Genomic DNA, 19289 nt, shown 5'->3' with positions numbered 1-19289 from the left:
TCTTGCGGTCACTTACCGCCACTAACCATCCTCCTGATGAAGCAGGATCGTGCCACCCAACGCCATCGCCACCACCACGGGAATCCAGGCTGCGATAAAGGGCGGTACGACACCGCTGCTTCCAAATGCTTTTACAAGCACGGTGACAACATAAAGCACGAAGCCGGAAAGGATTCCACCCAGAATCACGGAACGTGACTGGTTGAATCTACTAAATTTTAAGGAGACGGTTGCCGCAATCAGCGTCATCGCAATCAGCATGAACGGAAGCGACATCAGGGAGTGAAATTGTGTCTCCAGAGCCTTGGTGGATACGCCAAATGATCGAGCGGTCTCGATTTTGTTAGAAAGATCATAAAAAGCAACCGTTTCCGGCTGGGACAGGCCTTCGGCAATCAACTCCTGCCGCAGATTGGTCGGCACATCGACGGTGGGGGACTTCGTGGGAATTTCGCCGGGCCGCGTCTCGGTAACGCCGTTAAGCCGCCAGTAACCATCTTCCAACTTTGCCGATGCCGCATCCTGCCGCAGGATGATGCGGCCATCGCTGTCGAAGTGAATCAGGACAACATCTGTCAGCATTTTGCCGTTGTCCACCATCGACTTGGCGCCGATGATCGTATCGGTCTGGCCGCTGATCTGGCGGATCCACGGAACCGTCGGGGCACCGCTGGCGGTGCCTCCCGCCTCGCGCCAGGTCGCCTCGATGTTCAGTGCCTGACGCTGGCCCCAGGCGGCCAGCGGATTGATCGCCAGCATGGCCAGCATCCCCAGGAGCAGGGCGCCAATGCACAAAGGCAGCATGAATTGCCATACCGATATGCCGGCCGCGCGCACAACGACCAACTCATACTTTCGGTTGAGCGATATCAGGGTCGTCATCCCAACGAACAAGGCGATGAAGGGGATGGTCTGTTGCAGGATAAGCGGCACGCGCAGGGCCGTCATGAAGACCATGCCCGGCACGGAATAGCCCGTCAAACCGGCAAGCCGGCCGCTGGTCTCGGTGAAGTCGACAAGGTAGATGACGGCGGTCACTCCAAGGAGGAACCACAGGGCGGTCACGGCATAACGCCTGAAGAAATAGAGGCCGAGTGTGCGGATCATGTCGCGCCATTGCCTCCGGACTGTAGCCTGTTGCGATTCGCACGGGCAGCAATGGTTGAAAGGAGCGCTTGCAGCGGCCGCTGGATCAGCAGAGGCAGCCGTGGCCGCCACCCCAGGAACAACTGCGCGGAGGCAGCCGCCGTGACGAGCAGCGGAACCGCATAGATACCGGGAATGAAGGCCGGGTCGCCTTCCGCCTGGCTCGCCATATAGTTCGTGGTCCCATAGATGGCCACGGCCGCCGTCAGCCCGATCGCCATGGGGTGCAGTCGTGCCTGCCGGTGCGACCGGGAATCACCAGCGTAAACAAGAGACACCAGCGCAAAGATCAGGGAAAACGACCAGTAGCTCAGTCGTCGATGCAGTTCGGCGCGGTATTGCCCGGGCCGGAACTGATAATCCTTGTCATTGGGATCCGGATTCAACAGGAAGAAGATGTCGCGGTCCAGCGGATAAAGCTGCGCCTGGCCTCTGTCGGAGGCGAGTTCGGACAGATCGAACGAGTAGGAATCGAATCGCACGATCGAGACCGTACCCTCGGGCGATTTCCGTTGTACCTCGCCATCGCGCATGATCAGCGCCGTGCCGCTGTCGTCGACGGCACCTTCGCGCGCATAATAGATCAGGTCCGAGGCCGGATCACGCATGTCAGCGACAAACAGGCCCTTAAGCACCCGGCCGGAATGACGCTCGGATATCTGCACGTACAGGCCGTCATCCAATTTGCGGAAGCTCTTTTCCTCGATCACCGTCGACAACAGGTCGGCATAGGCGGCGGCAATCATCTCACGGGCCGCGACACGAAGCTTCGGTTCGATGAAATTGACGGACAAGAACGAGAATGCACTCAACGCGATCGCAAACAGAACGATCGGCCGCCAGATGATCATGCGCGGCGCTCCCGCCGCATCGATGACCGCCAGTTCGGAATCGTTGTTCATCGTCGTCAGTGTCTGGGTAATGCCGATGACCAGCGCAAACGGCATGACCGCCGGTATCAGCGTCGGCAATATCAGCGTCGCCAGTTTCATGAAGGAGCCGATCGACTGGCCGCTATCGGTGACGAGATTGATTCGCCCCAGCACCTGCGTCGTCCAGATGATCGCCAGCACCGGCAAAAGCGCGGTGAGGAACATCTGCACGACACGTCGCAGGATGTAGAGTTCAAGCAATTTCATTCAGCATTCCCAGCGCGACGACCGGCAGGCGGTCGTTGACGAATTCGGCCCTATCTAAGCTGCTTTTCATCCCTTGGCGACGGTCCGCGTGTCACAACGGGACATCATCCCAACGCTTTTTCTGCAAGCGAAGCAGTTGTGCAACGCCCATCACCAGCGCCACGATGACAAGGGACGACCACCATCCCAAAACCACATCCGACAGATAGTGTCCGCCAAAGGCGACGCGCAATGCCGGAGTGACGAGCGCGACCGCGATGATCGGCGGCGCCAGGATCATGCGCAGATGCGAGGGGATCAGCACGACGAGGCACAGGAGCCATCCTGCACCGGCGGCCTCCCCGGAAATGAACGAGCAATTGCTGATGCACTGGCCGCCGAAAGCGCCTGCTGGCATGAAGGTGAAATCGCCACCGAACAGGTCGGTCTGGTAAGGCCTCGGCCTGCCGGCAAAGGCCTTGAGCCAAAGATTGACCAGCGCAACCGGCCCCAGCATCAGGGCGGCAAGCATCAGCGCTAGTCTTTCGCGGGAGAATGTCGACGCAAAGGTCTTGTTTTGCCAGATCTGAATGATGATCAGTGCCAGCAGACCCACGGCACAAACATGCGGTAGATAATAAAGGACTTGGCGCAGGCCGATAAACACCGGCTGCCCCGCATAGAAGAAGCTGCCGCACACCTGTGTTGCAAGCACCGGCTCCACACAATTTTCATCGCGGAAAAAGGCCGCCGATGTGGCCAGATCGATCTGCGGCAGTTTGTAGAACAAAGCCAGCAAGATCCACCAGGTCACAAACAGGGCTGCTGCCGCGCGCAGCGCCGGGATGCCGGCCGCGAGCGATAGAAACTGCCCCAGGCCGGGCTTTTGTGTCGGTACGAAGCTCAATCGCGATTCCCGAGTTTTTGCCTGTCTAGGCACTATTCATGACGGGAGCTTTAACCGTGCCGTCGCTGCCAGGGCAAGAGGCGGCGCGATCTGATCCCGAATGCGGCGCAAAGAACCTCTGCTATGTGGCCGAGTTAGGGCATTGCGACAACGACGCCTGTGGCGAAGCCCTTGCGTTCGCCGGCGAAAACGAGATGATCTGCGACTCTTGCAGCTTAAAGGAACTCGGAGTGCCCATGTCCGCAAAGATCGAAATTGCCTTTTCCAAATCCGCAAAACCCGCAGGTGGTCTGGCGATCTTGTTGAAAAGCGTCGAATCCGCGGCTGCGCCGGGCGCGGCGGAGGTCGATCCCTCTGGCGTCATCGAGAAGGCCGGAAAGCTGGTCAAGTTCACCGGCAAGTCGCTCTCGACGGTCGATATCCTGGCGCCGGAAGGCTCTCCTGTCGATCGGCTCTTGGTTCTGGGGCTGGGAAAGTCCGCTGACATCACCGCCCATGACTGGCTGAAGGCCGGCGGTGCCGCGAGGGGCGCGTTCAAGTCCGCCGAGAAGGTGACGATTTTTGTGGACGACCCAGAGGCATCGCCGTCCGCCCGCAATATCGCTGATTTCGCGCTGGGCATGCTGCTGCGCAATTACAAGTTCGATCGCTACAAGTCCAAGAAGGCTTCCGACGACGACAAGGCCGATGTCAAGCAGATCAAGGTCACCATCGTGACCGCTGCCGCCACCGCCGCCAAGAAGGCCTTCTCCGAGGCCGAAGGCATAGCCGATGGTGTCATGCTGGCGCGCGATCTGGTCAACGAGCCGGCCAATATCCTGGGGCCGGTCGAATTTGCCGACAAGGCCCGCGAACTGGTAAAGCTCGGCGTCGAGGTGGAGATCCTCACCGAGAAGGAAATGAAGAAGCTCGGCATGGGCGCGCTTCTGGGTGTTTCCCAGGGTTCGGTCCGTCCGCCCAGGCTTGCCGTGATGCAGTGGAAGGGTGGCAAGGCCAAGGATCGGCCTGTCGCCTTCATCGGCAAGGGCGTCGTCTTCGACACCGGCGGTATCTCCATCAAGCCGGCCGCCGGCATGGAAGACATGAAGGGCGACATGGGCGGTGCGGCCGCCGTCACCGGCCTCATGCACGCGCTGGCCGCTCGCCAGGCCAAGGCCAATGTTGTCGGCATCATCGGGCTTGTGGAAAACATGCCCGACGGCAATGCCCAGCGTCCGGGCGACATCGTCACCTCGATGTCGGGCCAGACCATCGAGGTCATCAACACCGATGCGGAGGGCCGCCTGGTGCTGTGCGACGCCCTTTGGTACTGCAACGAACGCTTCAAGCCGCGCTTCATGATCAATCTGGCCACGCTGACCGGCGCCATCCTGGTTGCGCTTGGAAACCTGCATGCCGGGCTGTTCAGCAATGACGACGAGCTTGCCGAGCAATTGCTGGCATCCGGCATCGCCACGAACGAGCGGCTCTGGCGCATGCCGCTCGGCAAGGACTACGACAAGATGATCGACAGCAAGTTTGCCGATATGAAGAACACCGGCGGGCGCCATGCCGGTTCGATCACCGCCGCCCAATTCCTCAAGCGGTTTGTCGGCGACACGCCCTGGGCACATCTGGATATTGCCGGTACCGCGATGTCGTCTCCGTCGGACGAGATCAATCAATCCTGGGGGTCTGGCTACGGCGTTCGCCTGCTGGATGAGCTGGTTCGCACCCATTACGAGAGCTGAGGGCAGCGGCCTTCATGACAGATATCCTCTTCTACCACCTGACCGAATCGCGGCTGACGGACGCCCTGCCGCCGCTGATCGAAAAAAGCCTGGAACGCGGCTGGCGGGTGGCGGTGCAAATGGCCGACACCGCGGCACGCGACGCGTTCGATGCCCATTTGTGGACCTTTCGCGACGACAGTTTCGTGCCGCACGGCACGGATGCCAACGAGTTTGCCGAGAAGCAACCCGTTCTGCTTCTGACTGGCGACGAGAACCCGAACACTGCGACCGTCCGCTTCTGCGTCGAGGGCGTGCCGGCGCCCGATCCCTCCGCCTATGAGCGGCTTGTGCTGATGTTCGACGGCCACGACCAGGCCCAGCTTGAGGCGGCCCGCGCCGAATGGAAGCGGCTGAAGGCGGACGGCCACAAGCTGACCTATTGGCAGCAGACCCCCGAAGGCCGGTGGGAAAAGAAGGCGTGAGGGATTCAGGCGAGGTCGGTGAGCGCGAAATCCTCGCCAACATATAGCAGCGGAAGGCCGGCCTGCCTTGCGCCCGCATAGCTGAAGCAATCGCCGAAATTCAGTTTTGCCGGATGGCGACCCTTTCCATACCGGGAAAAGGCCTCGACGCTGACTGCTGCGGTATCGCGCGTAATGGAGAGAACATCGACCGAAAACGCGGTCAGAAAATCTTCGACAAGGCGATGCGCGCGCTGCGGTTCCATCTTCAGTCTGGTGCTGAGAACCAGACTGCTTTCGAATATGACAGTTGCGGAGGTCGTGAAAGGACCGGAAGCCGCTTCAAGGCGCGAAAGTAGCGCGCCTCGTTCAGGGGCATCCAGCAAGATTTCTACGATCGCGGAGCTGTCAAGAAACATCGGTGCCCCACATCTCGTCCAGATAGGCCTTCTGATCAAAGGTTTCGAGGTCAGCGTATTGCGGGAGATCGTATTTCTCACGCACTTTAGCCAGTCGTTCGGCGAGCGTGGGTTCCGACGCGTTTTCGGTCATCACACGCTCCAAGGCCTGGCGGATCGCCTCGGTTTTTGTCGGCGCCTTCAGGATCTTGCGAACCTCTTCGGCGAGCTCGTTGACCCTTTCGTCTCGAACATAGAGTGGCATGGCGGGCTCCATATGAATATTCACCAGCATAGTAGCGAATATTCATCTGTCTTGCAAAACCAGCACTCAGTTCAATGACGCGATCATGTCCATGCGGGAGCGCTTGTAGCGCAGGTTGACCACCTTGTAGCCCTCGGCTTTCAGTTGGGCCAGAAGCCCCGGCAGGGCTGCGGCGGTGCGGCCGTGGATGTCGTGCATTAGGATCACGCCGCCGTGGCGGTGCCTGAGGATGCCCATCGTGCGCGCCACTACGGTTTCCGGCGCAGACTTGAAGTAGTCCTTGCTGTCGACGCTGACGTCGAGAACAACTGTGCCGCGGCGCGCCAGTGCTGAGCGTAGCTTGGGCGTCGAGGCCAGATAGGGAAAGCGGAAGAAGCCGGCCTCCGTGCCGCTGCCCCGTTCGACGGCATCTTCGCCCTTCAGGATCTCGGTCATCGCCTGGTCGTAACCGAGGCCCGCGAGATTGGCATGACGCCAGGTGTGGCTGCCGATCGAATGCCCGCGTGCCGCGACCTTGCGGGCAAGCGCCGGATGGGCCTTGGCCATCTGGCCCACCATCAGGAATGTTGCCTTCACGCCGTAGCGATCAAGTGTCGCAAGAATGGTCTCCGTCTTGCCCGGCATGGGGCCGTCGTCGAAGGTCAATACGACTTCCTTCGGCCCGAGCCGGATGTCAGAAACCGAACCCACCGTCAGCGTGCGCCCTGCAAGGCCGGAGGGATTGTTCGGCTTGCCCCAGGCCGCGGGTTCCATGGGGAGTGGATCGCTCGCCTTGAGTTCCGCAGGGCGATTGATGGCCGGCACGTAGGCCGTCTTCAGGGCGCTCTGATCTGTCTTGGTGGTGGAGCAACTCGCAGCGCCAAAGGCGATGCAAGACGCAAGCGAAATGGACGCAAGAAGTCGCAGGGAAATCATGGAAGCTCGTGGCGAAGAGGGTTGGATGCCGCGGAGCCTAGGGCAGTTATGGTAAATAATTCGTGTAGATCGATGGGCTGCCGTTAACCATGATCTACTCGCCAGGGCGATGAAGGAGCGATCGGTGGTCGCCCGCCCCGCGGAGCGCAAAAAGCCGGGCCAAAGCGTTCTGTCTTTTGAGGTTAGTGCTAAAAAAGGACAGGGCAGCAGCGCTGTCCTGGGATGTCATGTTTACCGCCATGGTCTAGAACCGGCTCACAGTTCCGATGTCATTGAGCCCCTTGTATGATTAAGCTTGCATTGCTGTTGATCGGTGGAAAGGCGTTTCGAGCCCATTGGTGGGCTCCGGCCGTTGTCGGTTCCGCGCTGATCCTCCTGGCCGTTGTCATCATTGCCGATCTTGCCGATGGCATCTCCATTTTCGCCACCCAGTTCTTCGGGCTGGTCTTCCTCCTGCAAGGCGTCATCGGCATCGTGGTAACCGCCTCGAAGGAAACGACAGCCAGCCGCCTTGCCAGTGGGCTGAAGGCACTTCTGCTGACGGGGCTCGGTGTCCTGATCTTCCTGGCCCCCACGGGCAACGTCACGGTGCTGGGCTGGCTGTTTGCCGCAGGATTTGCCGTTGATGGCCTGACGCGCCTGTTCCTGGTGGGGCTCGTCCGGTTCCCGCGCTGGCGCGAGGCGGTCGCCCTCAGCGTCGTGGAAATGCTGCTTGCCGTGTTGATCGTCAGCGACTGGCCACTGCCCGCGCATCTCGACATTCCGATCTGCATCGGCCTGCTGCTGGTCGGTTCCGGCGGTATTCTGCTGCATTTCGCCATCACGCTGCGCAACGAGCCGGAGGAGATGGCAATCTATGCCTTTTCCCTGTTCGGCACGCGCAACTGGAATGAAAATGCACCCGTGCTGGTGGGCGACGACGAGCCGGAGGAGGGGCCGAAGCCGGCTCTCACCGTCCATGTCTGGACGCCGACCGGAGCGGCCGACATCAAGACCAGGCGTCCGATCATCGACCGCTATCTCATGGCATTCGATGTCGACGGCAAACCGTCCACCGGTCACGCCGCCCTGGAGGTGCCGGGGGAAGTTTATCTCAGCCATTGGCCGGTGGATGAGATCCGTGCCAGCGCCCGCGATCTCGCCCATGTGTTCTATTCCGGCGCCAAGAACGACATGCAGGGCATGTTCCTGCCTTCCTACGAATACGAATGTTCGGACTGGACGGCGGCGGACCAGCATGTCGAATTCACCCGGTATGACCTGCGGCGGCTCAAAGCCTATTGGGCGGGCTACAGCCAGTTGAACGCCTACAACGTCACCAACAGAAATTGCTCGATTGCCGTTGCCGGCGGGTTGGAATCGGCCTTCGAGGGCAGCCTGCATTGCTCCTATCCTTGGCTGCGGCTGATTGCCCTGCTGCTGACACCCGCGCTTTGGCAGGCCGCCTATATCCGTTCGCGTGCGGAGCACATGTGCTGGACCCCTGGCATCGTTCTCGACTACGCGCGGACCCTGCAGCGGATCATAGAACCGAACCATGCCGCATTTCCGCTGAAGCTTCTCGACTGGTTGCATGACCATGCTGTCGGCAGGGGCGTGAAGGAGATTACGCCATGACTGAACTTGCACTCGGCTCCGGTCGCGGCTCCCTCCTGTCCCGAGCCGCTGTCGTCGTGACGGCGATGATCTTCGGGCTCACCTATTCCTTGAGCGCACCGCTGATTGCGCTTGAAATGGCAGCGAGAGGCGCCAGCGATTTCGTGATCGGCATCAATGCCGCCATGCATGCCGTCGGTGTTTTGATCACCGCGCTCATTCTGCCCAGGCTTGCCTCCCGCTTTGGACCGCGCCGGCTGATCCTGGCTTCGCTCGGCATGTCCGCCCTGATCCTGGTGGCCTTCGGAATGATCGATCGCATCTGGTTGTGGTTCCCGCTCCGCCTGCTGCTCGGCATGTCGGCGGAGGCGCTGTTCGTGCTGTCGGAAACCTGGATCAATGCGCTGAGCACGGAAAGCACGCGCTCGCGGGCCATGGCGACTTATACCGCAGCGCTTTCGCTGGGGCTGGCGCTCGGCCCCCTCGTACTGTCGCTGGTCGGCGCCCAGGGCAGCCTGCCGTTCCTTCTCGGCGCATGTGTTGCCCTGCTAGCAAGTTGCATGATGTTCCTGCCGGGTCTCATCGTCCCGGCCTTCGAAAAGCCCTCCTCGGGCAATCCGCTGCGCTTCTTCCGTCTCGCACCGATGGCGATCGGCGCCGTGACGTTGAATGCCGCGATCGAGACGGCCGGCCTGTCCTTCCTAGCCCTCTATGCCGTCGGCCTTGGCTGGCAGCAGGAAGGCGCGGCACAACTGATGTTCGTGATGATGATCGGCGCTATTTTGCTACAACTGCCGATTGGCTGGCTGGGCGACAAGATGGACCGCCGCAAGCTGATCATCGCCTGCGCCTTGATCTCCGCCGGCGGCGCAGCACTTTGGCCCTGGGCGCTATCCTCGCCTGTTGCCACCTATGTGCTGCTCTTTGTCTGGGGTGGCTTCTTCGTCGGCATCTATACGCTGGCGCTGACCATCGTCGGCAGCCGTTTCCAGGGTGGTGATCTCGTTGGCATCTACGCGCTGATGGGGCTGACCTGGGGCGGTGGCGCCCTGATCGGACCACTGGCGGCCGGCTTCTCCATGCAGGCGGCAACCCATGGACTGGCGATCTTTGCCGCTGTCGCCTGCGGCCTGTTCGCCATCCTGGCCTTCACCAGCGAGCCCAGGTCTTCGGCAGAGCGGTAACGGCTGACGACAGGTGGTGGGCGTCAGCCCGCCATGGCCTCTTCATATTCGCTTGAAAGTTCTAGCCACTGTTCTTCGGCTGCCGCCAGTTTGGCAGCGGCTTCGCCTCTTTGCTTTGCCTTTTCGGCAGCTTTGGCGGGCGACTTCTCATAGAGCCTGGGATCTGCAAGTTCGGCATCAAGTGCCTGAATCAGCGTTTCCAGTTTCTTCGTCATCGCTTCGATTTCGTTGATCTTTTTGCGCAAGGGGGCAAGGTTGGCGCGCTTGTCGGCATTGGCCTTGCGCTGGTCCGCCTTGCTCACCTGCTCCTGCTCGGCGCTGGGCTTGTCCTTGTCGTCCTTCTTCTTGCCCGTAGAGACGATCAGGCTGCGATATTCTTCCATGTCGCCTTCGAAGGCCGACACGGTGCCATTGTTGACCAGCCATAGCCGGTCCACCGTTGCCTCGATCAAATGGCGATCATGCGAGATGAGGATGACAGCGCCGTCATAGTCGTTCAGGGCCGCAATCAGGGCCCGGCGGCTGTCGATGTCGAGGTGGTTGGTGGGCTCGTCGAGGATCAGCAGGTTCGGTGCATGGAAGGCCGAAAGGCCCATCAGCAGCCGCGCCTTCTCGCCACCCGAAAGGTCCTTGGCGGCAGTCGCCATCTTTTCCGTGGCCAGACCCATCTGCGCCACCCGGGCGCGCACTTTGGCCTCGGGTTCTGTCGGCATCAGCCGGCGAACATGGTCCACCGGTGTCTCCTCGGGCACGAGGTCGTCCAGCTGATGCTGCGCGAAGAAGCCGACGGAGAGCGCCGGCGGCTGCTTCATCTCGCCGGCCTGCAGGGAGAGGCGCCCGGCGATCAGCTTGGCGAAGGTGGACTTGCCGTTGCCGTTCGAGCCGAGCAGCGCGATCCGGTCGTCATTGTCGATCCGCAGATTGATGTTCTTGAGGATCGGCTTGCCGGGCTCGTAACCGACCGCGCCACCTGAAATGGCGATGATGGGAGAGGCGGGCTGCTTTTCCGGCTCTGGAAAGCTGATCGGCTGCACGTGATCCTCGATGACCGCGGCCACGGTTCCCATGCGTTCCAGCGCCTTGACGCGAGACTGCGCCTGCTTGGCCTTGGTTGCCTTGGCCTTGAAGCGATCGATGAAGCTCTGCAGGTGCTTGCGCGCCGCGTCGTTCTTCGCCTTGGCCTTCATCTGCAATTCGTCGGCTTCCGCCTTCTGCCGCTCGAACTGGTCATATCCGCCGCGATAGAAGGTCAGCTTCTTCTGGTCGAGGTGGATGATCGAGTTGACGGCCGTATTGAGCAGGTCGCGGTCGTGGCTGATGACGATGACCGTGTGCGGATAGCGCCGCACATAATCTTCCAGCCAAAGCGTGCCTTCGAGGTCGAGATAGTTGGTCGGCTCGTCCAGCAGCAGCAGGTCGGGTTCGGAAAACAGCACGCCCGCCAGCGCCACGCGCATGCGCCAGCCGCCGGAAAAGGACGAGGCCGGGCGAAGCTGCGCCTCCGGGCTGAAGCCGAGGCCCGCAAGGATCGTTGCCGCACGGGCTTCGGCCGAATGGGCGTCGATATCCGAAAGCCGTGTCTGGATTTCGGCGATCCGGTTGGGATCCGTCGCGGTCTCTGCCTCCGCCAGCAGGGCCGCCCGTTCCTTGTCCGCGGAAAGCACGATCGAAATCAGCGATTCCTCCGTGCCGGGCGCCTCCTGGGCCACCTGGCCGATGCGCGCGTTCTTCGGCATCGAGACCGAGCCGCTTTCCGGCGCCAGGTCTCCCGTGATGATGCGGAACAGCGTGGACTTGCCGGCGCCATTGCGGCCAACGAGGCCGGCCTTCGTCCCGCTGGGAAGCGATACGGTGGCGTGGTCGATGAGCAGGCGGCCTGCAATACGGGCGGAGATGTCGTTGATCGTGATCATGGCCTTGGCTTTTGGCTGAAAGCCTTGGCGATGACAAGAGCCGAGCCGCCGAAGCAAAGGAATTCGCCTGTGCCTCCCGAAACAGCCATCCCAGCCCCGCCCCAGTAGGATTCTGATGCGTCGATATTGGCGCTCGAAGAAAATAGGGGAGAGATCATGCGACTATATCTCGGAGTGTCGGCTATCGCGCTGACCGTTCATCTGACGCCGGCCGGAGGAGCCCTGGCGGACGACAGGTTCACCTGCTGGGCGCCGACTGTCAGCCAGATCGCCACGGCCGCCGCGGACTACTGGACCGACGAGCGGAAGGCGAATGCCAGGCCAGAGCCTGAGTCCGAGCCGCTCGACGGTTCGCCGTTTGAGCTGGGCAAACCCCTGACCGATGGCGATGCCGAGCGCGCACCGATCGGGGAGGCGCCCTACAAGTTCGGCGGCAAGCTCTTCTACACCCGCGATGGTGATGACTATGTGGCCAGCGCCCAGTTTGTGGCCGACGACAAGATCGTGATCGGCGCGGCACACAGTCTCTGGAAAGGCGGCAAGGCGGCCACGAACATTCGGTTCGTCCAGGGCTACAGCAATGGCGGCGGGACGAACTATGACATCGACATGGCGGCGGTGCTTACCGAATGGACCAACATATCCACGAACCCGGTATCACTGGGGAAATCGCAATATGACTATGCCGCCATGCGAACGACCAAACCGTCGGCGGTTGGTCGATACGATCTGGGTGAGACGGGAGTCGATGCCGCGGTCACGATCACGGGCTATCCGGGGCGCCTCGAAGGGGGCGAATACATGTATCGGGAAACCGCGACGGTGATCCTCAAGGCCGGCAATGCCTATGACGCACGTCCTCACCCCATGTATGGCGGTGGTGCCAGCGGAGGCGCATGGTTCATCGGCACCGGGGAGCCATACAAGGCGGTGAGCGTCGTCTCTGCTGGCGACCAGGACGGGGTCTACGGCCCCGCCTTCACCCAGGACACCGCGGACATGGTGGCCTATGTCAAGGGCGGCTGCAACTAGGCATCCGCAGTCCGCCAGCCAGGCATCGCTTCAGCACGCCGCCCGCATCCAGATGGTTCGCGCGGCGTGCCATGATCCTCCTTGGCGGTGAGGTTTACCTCGACGACTTGGCTGTCGAGATCCGGCGCGAGCGGCGGCGCAGGTGCTCCGGATCGTGGATCAGAATGCGATTGCGTTCCAGGTCGATGATCCGTCTTGCCTTCCACATCTGCAATTGCGCGTTGACGCGTGGCCTGCTGGCATTGATCAGCTGGCCCATCCGGTTCTGCGACACCACCTTGTCGATCAGGATACCCGTGCCATAGGGCTTGCCATGCACCTCCGCCAGGTCGATCAGCAGCCGTGCGAGGCGCGTTTCGATCGGATAAAGCGCGACGCCCTCGGCAAAGCCCAGCGCGGACAGGAGCTTGCGGGCGCAGCTTCTCAAGATGAATTCAGAGATTTCCGGTTGCCGCAGCAGACGGGAAAAAGCGTGCCGATCGATCTCCAGCAACCGGGTCACTTCGCTGGCCACTGCACTCGTCGTGCGCGGCATGCCGAGTACCACCTCGATTTCCCCCATGATATCGCCGGCACGCAATTCCTGGATGATCACCTCCTGGCCGCTTTCCGAATGAAAATAGAGACCGACCGTGCCGGACAGCACCACGGCGACGCTGCGGCAGGTATCACCTGCCTGGAAGATCACCTGGCCAGGCTGGTAGGTCTGCGAGCGGCATGCAGTTTCCAGTCCGGCCAGCGCCGCTTCGTCGATCGCGGCGAACAGATGGATAGCCTTGAGTTCCTCGGAATAGGGACGAAGTATGCGCAGCTTCATGTGTCGGGATCCTGTGGTCGAGACGGGGAACATATGAACGGATCACTATGGTTAAAAATACAAACATTGGTTGTCTCGACCGTAACAGACGCCACTAATAAACATATTTAGGGTTGTGTTTGCGGTTTGCAACAAATCGCTTCCGGCAACCCGTCATGGGCTGACCGGCCGACGATGCGGGGCGAGGTGCTCCGCATGTCTTCAACACAACGGGAGAAAATCATGACGATTTGGATGGGTGACACGATCAAATTTGCCGGCAAGGCCGCAGCCGGGCAGCCCTATACGCTGACGATCCTGAACGAGAATGCGAAGTTCCAGCAGTTCGCGCTGTTTCAGACCATTCCGAAGGTGATCGGCGCGTCCTTCGATCCTATTTCGCTGGCCTGGATGGTCGGCGGTGCGGCAGCGGGCTCTCCGAACAATCCCAGCCAGTCGCAGTTCCAGTGGACGATCGACTATGCGGCCACCGCCGGCTACATCCAGGACCTCGGCACGACTACCAACCCGCGCAGCTTCCAGACTGCGAGCCAGGTCGGCGTCATGATCGACAACGCCAACACGCTCGGCGTGACCTATCAGGGGAATTTCCCGTATGGCGCTCCGGGCTTCCCCAAAGCCCCGACGGACGGAACCAAGGGACTGATCGTTGTCCAGTCCGACAACACGATCCCGACCGTGCTGGTGCAGGCGAGCCAGAAGGTGTCCGTCAATGTCGGTTTGGCCATGTCCAATCGTTCGGCGATCGCGGTTCAGCTCGAACCGAACCTCGTTTACCAGTTCACGCCGAAGCCGCGCTACTACGTGCTGGCAGGCTCGTTCGTGCAGGGACAGGTGATCGACACGGCCGTTTCGACCGCCGCCTATGAAATCGTCTACCAGGGTGTAACCGACATCTCCGTGCGCTTCACCCAGAACAACCAGTTCGTCGCTGCGTAGCGATGACATGACATGCAGTCGGCGCCGGTAGCCGGTGCCGACTGTTTGTAATCAGATGAGGGCTTGCGGTGCGATCACGCCACGCGGCGGGAGCTGGAAGCTGCTTTGTCGGTGGCGTAGACGACCACGGGTGTTCGCCTGTTCTTCCGGGCGGAGGCCAATGCAGCCTCGCCCTGGGCAAGTAGCTGGGCAGGCGACAGGGCGCTGTCGGTGATGGCGACGCCCATGGCGAGTTCCAGGCCGGAAGTCTCGCCTTCGCTGTCGGTGGCAAAGATCAGGTTGTCCAGCACAGCCTGGTGCAGGCGCTCGGCAATGGCGCGAGCGGCGTCAAGGTTGACGTCGCCGAAGAAGAAGGCGAATTCGTCACCGCCGATGCGTGCCACGAAATCGTTCTTCTTGATCGTCTTCCGGAAGATGACCGCCAGGCGCCGGAGGATGCGGTTGGCGGCATCCTCGCCATATTCGGCATTGATCGACGCGAAATCATTGATATTGGCCAGGATAAGCGCGGTGCCGCTGGGATTGGTGTCGCCTTCATACAGAGCCGACAACCGGTTGGTGAAAGCAATCCGGTTTGGCAGATGGGTCAGCCGGTCCCGCAGCATCGCCGCATTGGCGGCCAGTGCCGCCTTGGCCGAGGCCTGGATCTGTTCCAGTCCGTCATTGAGCGTCTGGCTGAGCGCATTCTCGGATACGAGCAGGTCGGTTGCCGTGCTGCTGAGATAGTCCAGCTCTTCCAGCAGATCGCGCAGGCCTCGGCTCTCATCCTCGCGGATCGAGCGCACGATCGTCTCCAGCGCGCGTGTAAAGCTCTTCTTATGATCGACACCGGCGGAGATCTGGGCGGTCAGCGACTTCAGCACACCTTCGGCGCCCCGCTGCACTGTCTCCTCGGCCACGCCGCAATGGCTGGGCAGCCGGTATTTCAGGCCGATCTGGTCCAGCATCAACTGGCTCGGCGGCGCGCTGAGCGCCATAACCTCCCGCGTCAGGCCCGCGTCATGGCCGAACAGCGCCTCATGGAACAGTTCGTAATTGCGCGGCAACCCCGGAACATTGAGGCGCGACATCGCATGGGCCACCTTCTGCAGGCTGTCGGCGGCCTCGCTGCCGCGGCCCGGCTTGGAATTCGTCTGCTCTGTCGTAACGTCACTCATTGTCTGGTCCTCGCGGCGGCCCCTGGGGCTCGCCAACCTCGCTATGAATTTTCCCCATTGGCTGCGACCATGGCCAAGATCTTGCGTAGAAAGCGTTAATGGTGCCGACCGGCGGGGTTCTGGCGAGCCTGTTGTTTTCGCTTGGGTTAATGCTTTGCTGCGGAAGGTCGACCGCTGTGGTCCCCGTTCTCGGCCAAGACCCATCCGTTTCGTCGGCGCACAGACTTGACGAATGCAATTAATGCAAACTTAGCCTCGTCGGCGTAGTCTCCCTCCTGTTGGAGGAGTGCAGTGTATCCGTGGCCTCAATGAAATCCATGGCGGCGCAAACGGTACTTCGGCGCTTGCAGGAGCAGTGGCATTGAACAGGGCTGTTGTGGCGATCAACTTTGGCCTTTTCCTGGTCCTGGCCCTGGCGGTCTGGGCCGCGCCGCAAGGCCGCTACGTGCTGGTATTGGCCGATCCCGCCCAGACGCCCCAGGGCATGCTGGAGGTGATCGGAAAAGCCGGTGGCTTGTTTGTCGAACAGGGTCGTTTTCCATGGCTGGCCGTCGCCTATTCGGAAGCAGAGGATTTTCCGGAACGCCTCAGGCAATCGGGTGCACTGCTTGTTTTAAATCATAGTCTGGCGGTTGGATGCCAGCGGGGGTAATATTATGAATTCGTTGAGATTACTGCGTGAGAAGGCATCCACAGGCATCGTCGCGCTGCTGTGGATCAACATGCTGATGCTCATCGCCCGGGAGGCGCTCGGGCATGACAGCTTCGAATTCCTGCCGGTCATCGCCTGTTTGATCATCGTCGGCTCGGCCACCGCAAGCTGGATGGCCGACCGCATCGGACCCACGACCCGTGTCGTTACCTCGATGGCCCATGCCGCCACGGTGGCGATCCTGGTCTACTCCTTCTCCGGCTCGCCGCTGCAGATCGACATTCACATGTATTTCTTCGCCTCGCTGGCGATCTGCGCGGTCTGGATCGACTGGCGTGCGATCGTCGGCTATGCGGCGCTGGTGGCTGTCCACCACATCCTCTTGTTCTTCTTGATGCCGCTGGCGATCTTCCCCGGCGAGTCGGATTTTTCGCGCGTGGTCCTGCATGCGGTCGTGCTGATCCTGCAGTCGGGCGTGCTGATCGCGCTTGCCCATTCCGTCGTCAGCGCCTTCATGGCATCGGATGCAGCCGTTGAAGCCGCCACATCGGCCGAGAAGAACGCCACGGCCATGGGCGAACTGGCCCGCAAGTCAGACCGTCAGGCCGAAGAGCAGCGCGTGCTGCGCGAGCAGGAAAAGGCGCGCGAGGCCGCTGCCGTCAATCTGGCCGTGACCAAGCTCGGGGACGCGCTTCACCATCTCTCGGACGGCAATCTCAGCTACCGCATCATGGACCAGTTCCAGGGCGAACTGGACCGGCTACGCCTGTCGTTCAACGCCTCGGTGGAAAACCTCGAAAGCGTGATCGGCCAGGCCGGTCAGGTGGTGAGGGTTATCCATACCGGCACCGCGCAGATCAGCCAGGCCAACAACGACCTCTCCGCCCGCACGGAACGTCAGGCCGCCTCGATCGAGGAGACGGCAGGCGCGCTGACCAACGTGACCGAGACCGTGCGCCAGACCGCCAAGGTCGCCGAGAATGTCGGACGCATGGTGGCGCAGGCCCGCAACGGAGCTGAACGCTCCGGTTCCATTGTCACTGATGCGGTGCAGGCCATGAGCAAGATCGAAAGCTCCTCGCAGGCAATCGGCAACATCATCGGGGTGATCGACGAGATCGCCTTCCAGACCAACCTGCTGGCGCTCAATGCTGGCGTCGAGGCAGCCCGCGCTGGCGAGGCCGGCAAGGGTTTTGCCGTCGTCGCCCAGGAGGTCCGTGAACTGGCGCAGCGCTCCGCAACGGCGGCCAAGGAAATCAAGGAACTGATCAACGCATCCGGTTCCCAGGTGAAGAATGGCGTCGCCCTTGTGGACCAGGCAGGCGAGGCGCTGCAGACCATCGCCCAGGAGGTCAACACGATCAGCCAGGAGATCGAGCGCATCGTCGCCAGCGCCCGCGAACAGTCCCTCGGATTGACGGAAATCGACGCGGCCATCGGCCAGATCGATCGCACCACCCAGCAGAATGCCGCCATGGTGGAGGAATCCTCCGCGGCCGTCTCCTCGCTGGCCGATGAGGCCGGCACGCTGGAACGGCTGATGCAGCGCTTCTCCATCAGTTCAGCTACCTCGTACCAGTCCCCGGCCCGCCGGGCCGCCTGAGCGACGACATTTCATCTGACGTCAGAAGCCGCGGAACACCTCCGCGGCTTTTTCGTTCGGGGAGGGGAACCAGCCCGGCGCCGGCTCCTTTCACCATCTGACATGGCTTGCATCAAATATCCTGATTTGATCCCGGGAGCCCGCTGAACCAAAGATGGGCGCCACAACCATCAGTCAGGAGACCGCCATGTCCATCACCCTCTATTCGCTCTGCGGCACCGATGCCGCGCGGCCGTTCTCGCCCCATTGCTGGAAGATCGTCATGGCGCTGGCGCATAAGGGGCTGGATTTCGAGGAACGGCCCTTGCCCTTCACCGCGATCCCGCAGATCGAAAACGGGGCGTCCGCCACCGTGCCCCTGATCCGCGACGGTGACCGGCTGGTTTCGGACAGCTTCCAGATTGCTCTCTATCTGGAGGAGGCCTATCCGGAGCAACCCTCTCTCTTCAACGGAGACGGCGGCAAGGCCATGGCGCGCTTCGTCGAAGGCTATTCGCAGACCGTCCTGCATACCGCCGCCACGAAAATCGGCGTGAAGATGATCCATGACATGCTGGATCCGGTGGACCGGGAGTATTTTCGTCGAACGCGGGAGGGCAGGCTCGGCGGCACGCTTGAAGACATCTCGTCCAATCGCGACGCCGAAATTGCGGCCTTTCCCGCCAAACTAGAGCCGATCCGGCACATGCTGAAGTTCCAGCCCTTCCTGGGTGGCGAGGGTCCGTTGTTTGCGGATTACATCGTCGTCGGCCTGTTCCAGTGGCTGCGCATCACCACCGGCAGCACCCATCTTTCGGTCGCAGATCCGGTGACCCTCTGGCTCGATCGATGCCTTGATCTCTTCGGCGGACGCGCCCGGGCCGTGGCCTGAAAACGCGGCAGGGTGTCAGTCTGAATATGACGGTGTGGTGAAATTCATTGATCCCCCTTGTCTTCATGATTCGGGGCGGATAGAAACCGCCCACTTTCCCATCAGACAAAGGACGAGACCATGGCGATTGAACGCACGTTTTCGATGATCAAGCCCGACGCCACCAAGCGCAACCTCACCGGCGCCATCACCAAGATGCTGGAAGACGCCGGCCTGCGCGTCGTTGCTTCCAAGCGCGTATGGATGAGCAAGCGCGAAGCTGAAGGCTTCTACGCCGTTCACAAGGACCGTCCCTTCTTCGGCGAACTGGTCGAAGGCATGACCTCTGGCCCGACCGTCGTTCAGGTTCTGGAAGGCGAAAACGCCATCCTGAAGAACCGCGAAATCATGGGCGCCACCAACCCGGCCAATGCTGACGAAGGCACCATCCGCAAGACCCACGCCCTGTCGATCGGCGAGAACTCGGTCCACGGCTCCGACGCCCCGGAAACCGCTGCCCAGGAAATCAAGTACTGGTTCTCTGACACCGAAATCGTCGGCTGATACGATCTCGGCACAAGCCGGATGTGAATATTAGGAGGGCCGGGGCACCAATGCTCCGGC

General features: G+C 61.4%; 19 protein-coding genes. 10 read left to right on the top strand and 9 right to left on the bottom strand.

The genetic code is table 11. The features are described from left to right. Nucleotides 1-21: 21 nt before the first annotated feature. The 3 genes from lptG to B9A97_RS20290 form a co-directional block, all read right to left on the bottom strand. Nucleotides 22-1107, bottom strand: coding sequence for an LPS export ABC transporter permease LptG (gene lptG, locus B9A97_RS20300; RefSeq protein ID WP_084367642.1), 1086 nt, complete (start codon nt 1105-1107; stop codon nt 22-24). Further along, a complete protein-coding gene (locus tag B9A97_RS20295) occupies nt 1104-2285 on the bottom strand; it encodes an LptF/LptG family permease (protein WP_084367641.1) in 1182 nt (393 codons plus the stop codon). Before B9A97_RS20295 ends, lptG begins: the two co-directional genes overlap by 4 nt. Nucleotides 2286-2376: 91 nt before the next feature. Further along, on the bottom strand, nt 2377-3171 hold the full coding sequence (locus tag B9A97_RS20290) for a phosphatase PAP2 family protein (protein ID WP_084367640.1): 795 nt from the start codon (nt 3169-3171) through the stop codon (nt 2377-2379). 236 nt (nt 3172-3407) lie between these two features. On the opposite strand from B9A97_RS20290, the gene B9A97_RS20285 reads away from it, so the two are divergent. After that, nucleotides 3408-4901: a leucyl aminopeptidase gene (locus tag B9A97_RS20285; protein ID WP_084367639.1), complete on the top strand. Its 1494-nt coding sequence runs from the start codon at nt 3408-3410 to the stop codon at nt 4899-4901. 14 nt (nt 4902-4915) lie between these two features. Then, nucleotides 4916-5365: a DNA polymerase III subunit chi gene (locus B9A97_RS20280; RefSeq protein WP_084367638.1), complete on the top strand. Its 450-nt coding sequence runs from the start codon at nt 4916-4918 to the stop codon at nt 5363-5365. 5 nt (nt 5366-5370) lie between these two features. Here the strand turns inward: B9A97_RS20280 and B9A97_RS20275 are convergent, their stop codons facing one another. The 3 genes from B9A97_RS20275 to B9A97_RS20265 form a co-directional block, all read right to left on the bottom strand. Next, complete coding sequence (locus B9A97_RS20275; protein WP_084367637.1) at nt 5371-5763, bottom strand: type II toxin-antitoxin system VapC family toxin; 393 nt, start codon at nt 5761-5763, stop codon at nt 5371-5373. Continuing rightward, nucleotides 5753-6007, bottom strand: a complete 255-nt coding sequence (locus tag B9A97_RS20270) for a type II toxin-antitoxin system VapB family antitoxin (RefSeq protein WP_084367724.1) — start codon at nt 6005-6007, stop codon at nt 5753-5755. Before B9A97_RS20270 ends, B9A97_RS20275 begins: the two co-directional genes overlap by 11 nt. A 66-nt stretch (nt 6008-6073) precedes the next feature. Then, nucleotides 6074-6922 (bottom strand): polysaccharide deacetylase family protein, encoded by an 849-nt coding sequence (locus tag B9A97_RS20265; protein WP_084367636.1) that lies wholly within the window; start codon nt 6920-6922, stop codon nt 6074-6076. A gap of 285 nt (nt 6923-7207) precedes the next feature. Between B9A97_RS20265 and B9A97_RS20260 the strand changes: the two genes are divergently transcribed. Beyond that, nucleotides 7208-8539: an HdeD family acid-resistance protein gene (locus B9A97_RS20260; RefSeq protein WP_084367635.1), complete on the top strand. Its 1332-nt coding sequence runs from the start codon at nt 7208-7210 to the stop codon at nt 8537-8539. Next, on the top strand, nt 8536-9702 hold the full coding sequence (locus B9A97_RS20255) for an MFS transporter (protein ID WP_084367634.1): 1167 nt from the start codon (nt 8536-8538) through the stop codon (nt 9700-9702). The genes B9A97_RS20260 and B9A97_RS20255 overlap by 4 nt, the downstream gene beginning before the upstream one ends. Before the next feature lie 23 nt (nt 9703-9725). Here the strand turns inward: B9A97_RS20255 and B9A97_RS20250 are convergent, their stop codons facing one another. Continuing rightward, a complete protein-coding gene (locus tag B9A97_RS20250) occupies nt 9726-11615 on the bottom strand; it encodes an ABC-F family ATP-binding cassette domain-containing protein (protein WP_084367633.1) in 1890 nt (629 codons plus the stop codon). Between the two features lie 156 nt (nt 11616-11771). On the opposite strand from B9A97_RS20250, the gene B9A97_RS20245 reads away from it, so the two are divergent. Then, on the top strand, nt 11772-12647 hold the full coding sequence (locus B9A97_RS20245; protein WP_084367632.1) for a hypothetical protein: 876 nt from the start codon (nt 11772-11774) through the stop codon (nt 12645-12647). A 94-nt stretch (nt 12648-12741) separates the two neighbouring features. On the opposite strand, the gene B9A97_RS20240 is transcribed toward B9A97_RS20245, so the two are convergent. Continuing rightward, nucleotides 12742-13464 (bottom strand): Crp/Fnr family transcriptional regulator, encoded by a 723-nt coding sequence (locus tag B9A97_RS20240; protein ID WP_179145348.1) that lies wholly within the window; start codon nt 13462-13464, stop codon nt 12742-12744. A 222-nt stretch (nt 13465-13686) separates the two neighbouring features. Here B9A97_RS20240 and B9A97_RS20235 point away from each other — a divergent pair, with 222 nt between their 5' ends. After that, complete coding sequence (locus tag B9A97_RS20235) at nt 13687-14403, top strand: hypothetical protein (protein WP_084367630.1); 717 nt, start codon at nt 13687-13689, stop codon at nt 14401-14403. Between the two features lie 74 nt (nt 14404-14477). Here the strand turns inward: B9A97_RS20235 and B9A97_RS20230 are convergent, their stop codons facing one another. After that, nucleotides 14478-15560: a GGDEF domain-containing protein gene (locus B9A97_RS20230; RefSeq protein ID WP_179145347.1), complete on the bottom strand. Its 1083-nt coding sequence runs from the start codon at nt 15558-15560 to the stop codon at nt 14478-14480. Nucleotides 15561-15921: 361 nt separating this feature from the next. Here B9A97_RS20230 and B9A97_RS20225 point away from each other — a divergent pair, with 361 nt between their 5' ends. The 4 genes from B9A97_RS20225 (at nt 15922) to ndk (ending at nt 19229) form a co-directional block, all read left to right on the top strand. Then, nucleotides 15922-16212, top strand: coding sequence for a hypothetical protein (locus B9A97_RS20225; RefSeq protein WP_084367628.1), 291 nt, complete (start codon nt 15922-15924; stop codon nt 16210-16212). A 4-nt stretch (nt 16213-16216) separates the two neighbouring features. Next, nucleotides 16217-17815, top strand: a complete 1599-nt coding sequence (locus B9A97_RS20220) for a methyl-accepting chemotaxis protein (RefSeq protein WP_084367627.1) — start codon at nt 16217-16219, stop codon at nt 17813-17815. Nucleotides 17816-18002: 187 nt separating this feature from the next. Then, entirely contained in the window at nt 18003-18686 is a 684-nt protein-coding gene (locus B9A97_RS20215) for a glutathione S-transferase family protein (RefSeq protein ID WP_084367723.1), read from the top strand. Nucleotides 18687-18806: 120 nt separating this feature from the next. Beyond that, on the top strand, nt 18807-19229 hold the full coding sequence (ndk, locus tag B9A97_RS20210) for a nucleoside-diphosphate kinase (RefSeq protein WP_084367626.1): 423 nt from the start codon (nt 18807-18809) through the stop codon (nt 19227-19229). The last annotated feature ends 60 nt before the right edge of the window (nt 19230-19289 follow it).

Origin of the sequence: Rhizobium sp. RU36D (assembly GCF_900176345.1) — a bacterium.
GTDB lineage: Bacteria > Pseudomonadota > Alphaproteobacteria > Rhizobiales > Rhizobiaceae > Allorhizobium.
This window is presented reverse-complemented; position numbering and strand designations above follow the sequence as displayed.

Excerpts from the sequence above, each read along its gene's own strand:
- B9A97_RS20275 (WP_084367637.1), bottom strand. The coding sequence starts at position 5,763 with ATGTTTCTTGACAGCTCCGCGATCGTAGAAATCTTGCTGGATGCCCCT.
- B9A97_RS20240 (WP_179145348.1), bottom strand. The coding sequence starts at position 13,464 with ATGAAGCTGCGCATACTTCGTCCCTATTCCGAGGAACTCAAGGCTATC.
- ndk (WP_084367626.1), top strand. The coding sequence starts at position 18,807 with ATGGCGATTGAACGCACGTTTTCGATGATCAAGCCCGACGCCACCAAG.
- lptG (WP_084367642.1), bottom strand. The coding sequence starts at position 1,107 with ATGATCCGCACACTCGGCCTCTATTTCTTCAGGCGTTATGCCGTGACC.
- B9A97_RS20260 (WP_084367635.1), top strand. The coding sequence starts at position 7,208 with ATGATTAAGCTTGCATTGCTGTTGATCGGTGGAAAGGCGTTTCGAGCC.
- B9A97_RS20220 (WP_084367627.1), top strand. The coding sequence starts at position 16,217 with ATGAATTCGTTGAGATTACTGCGTGAGAAGGCATCCACAGGCATCGTC.
- B9A97_RS20245 (WP_084367632.1), top strand. The coding sequence starts at position 11,772 with ATGCGACTATATCTCGGAGTGTCGGCTATCGCGCTGACCGTTCATCTG.
- B9A97_RS20230 (WP_179145347.1), bottom strand. The coding sequence starts at position 15,560 with ATGAGTGACGTTACGACAGAGCAGACGAATTCCAAGCCGGGCCGCGGC.
- B9A97_RS20285 (WP_084367639.1), top strand. The coding sequence starts at position 3,408 with ATGTCCGCAAAGATCGAAATTGCCTTTTCCAAATCCGCAAAACCCGCA.
- B9A97_RS20250 (WP_084367633.1), bottom strand. The coding sequence starts at position 11,615 with ATGATCACGATCAACGACATCTCCGCCCGTATTGCAGGCCGCCTGCTC.
- B9A97_RS20295 (WP_084367641.1), bottom strand. The coding sequence starts at position 2,285 with ATGAAATTGCTTGAACTCTACATCCTGCGACGTGTCGTGCAGATGTTC.
- B9A97_RS20235 (WP_084367630.1), top strand. The coding sequence starts at position 13,687 with ATGACGATTTGGATGGGTGACACGATCAAATTTGCCGGCAAGGCCGCA.
- B9A97_RS20215 (WP_084367723.1), top strand. The coding sequence starts at position 18,003 with ATGTCCATCACCCTCTATTCGCTCTGCGGCACCGATGCCGCGCGGCCG.
- B9A97_RS20265 (WP_084367636.1), bottom strand. The coding sequence starts at position 6,922 with ATGATTTCCCTGCGACTTCTTGCGTCCATTTCGCTTGCGTCTTGCATC.
- B9A97_RS20280 (WP_084367638.1), top strand. The coding sequence starts at position 4,916 with ATGACAGATATCCTCTTCTACCACCTGACCGAATCGCGGCTGACGGAC.
- B9A97_RS20270 (WP_084367724.1), bottom strand. The coding sequence starts at position 6,007 with ATGCCACTCTATGTTCGAGACGAAAGGGTCAACGAGCTCGCCGAAGAG.
- B9A97_RS20255 (WP_084367634.1), top strand. The coding sequence starts at position 8,536 with ATGACTGAACTTGCACTCGGCTCCGGTCGCGGCTCCCTCCTGTCCCGA.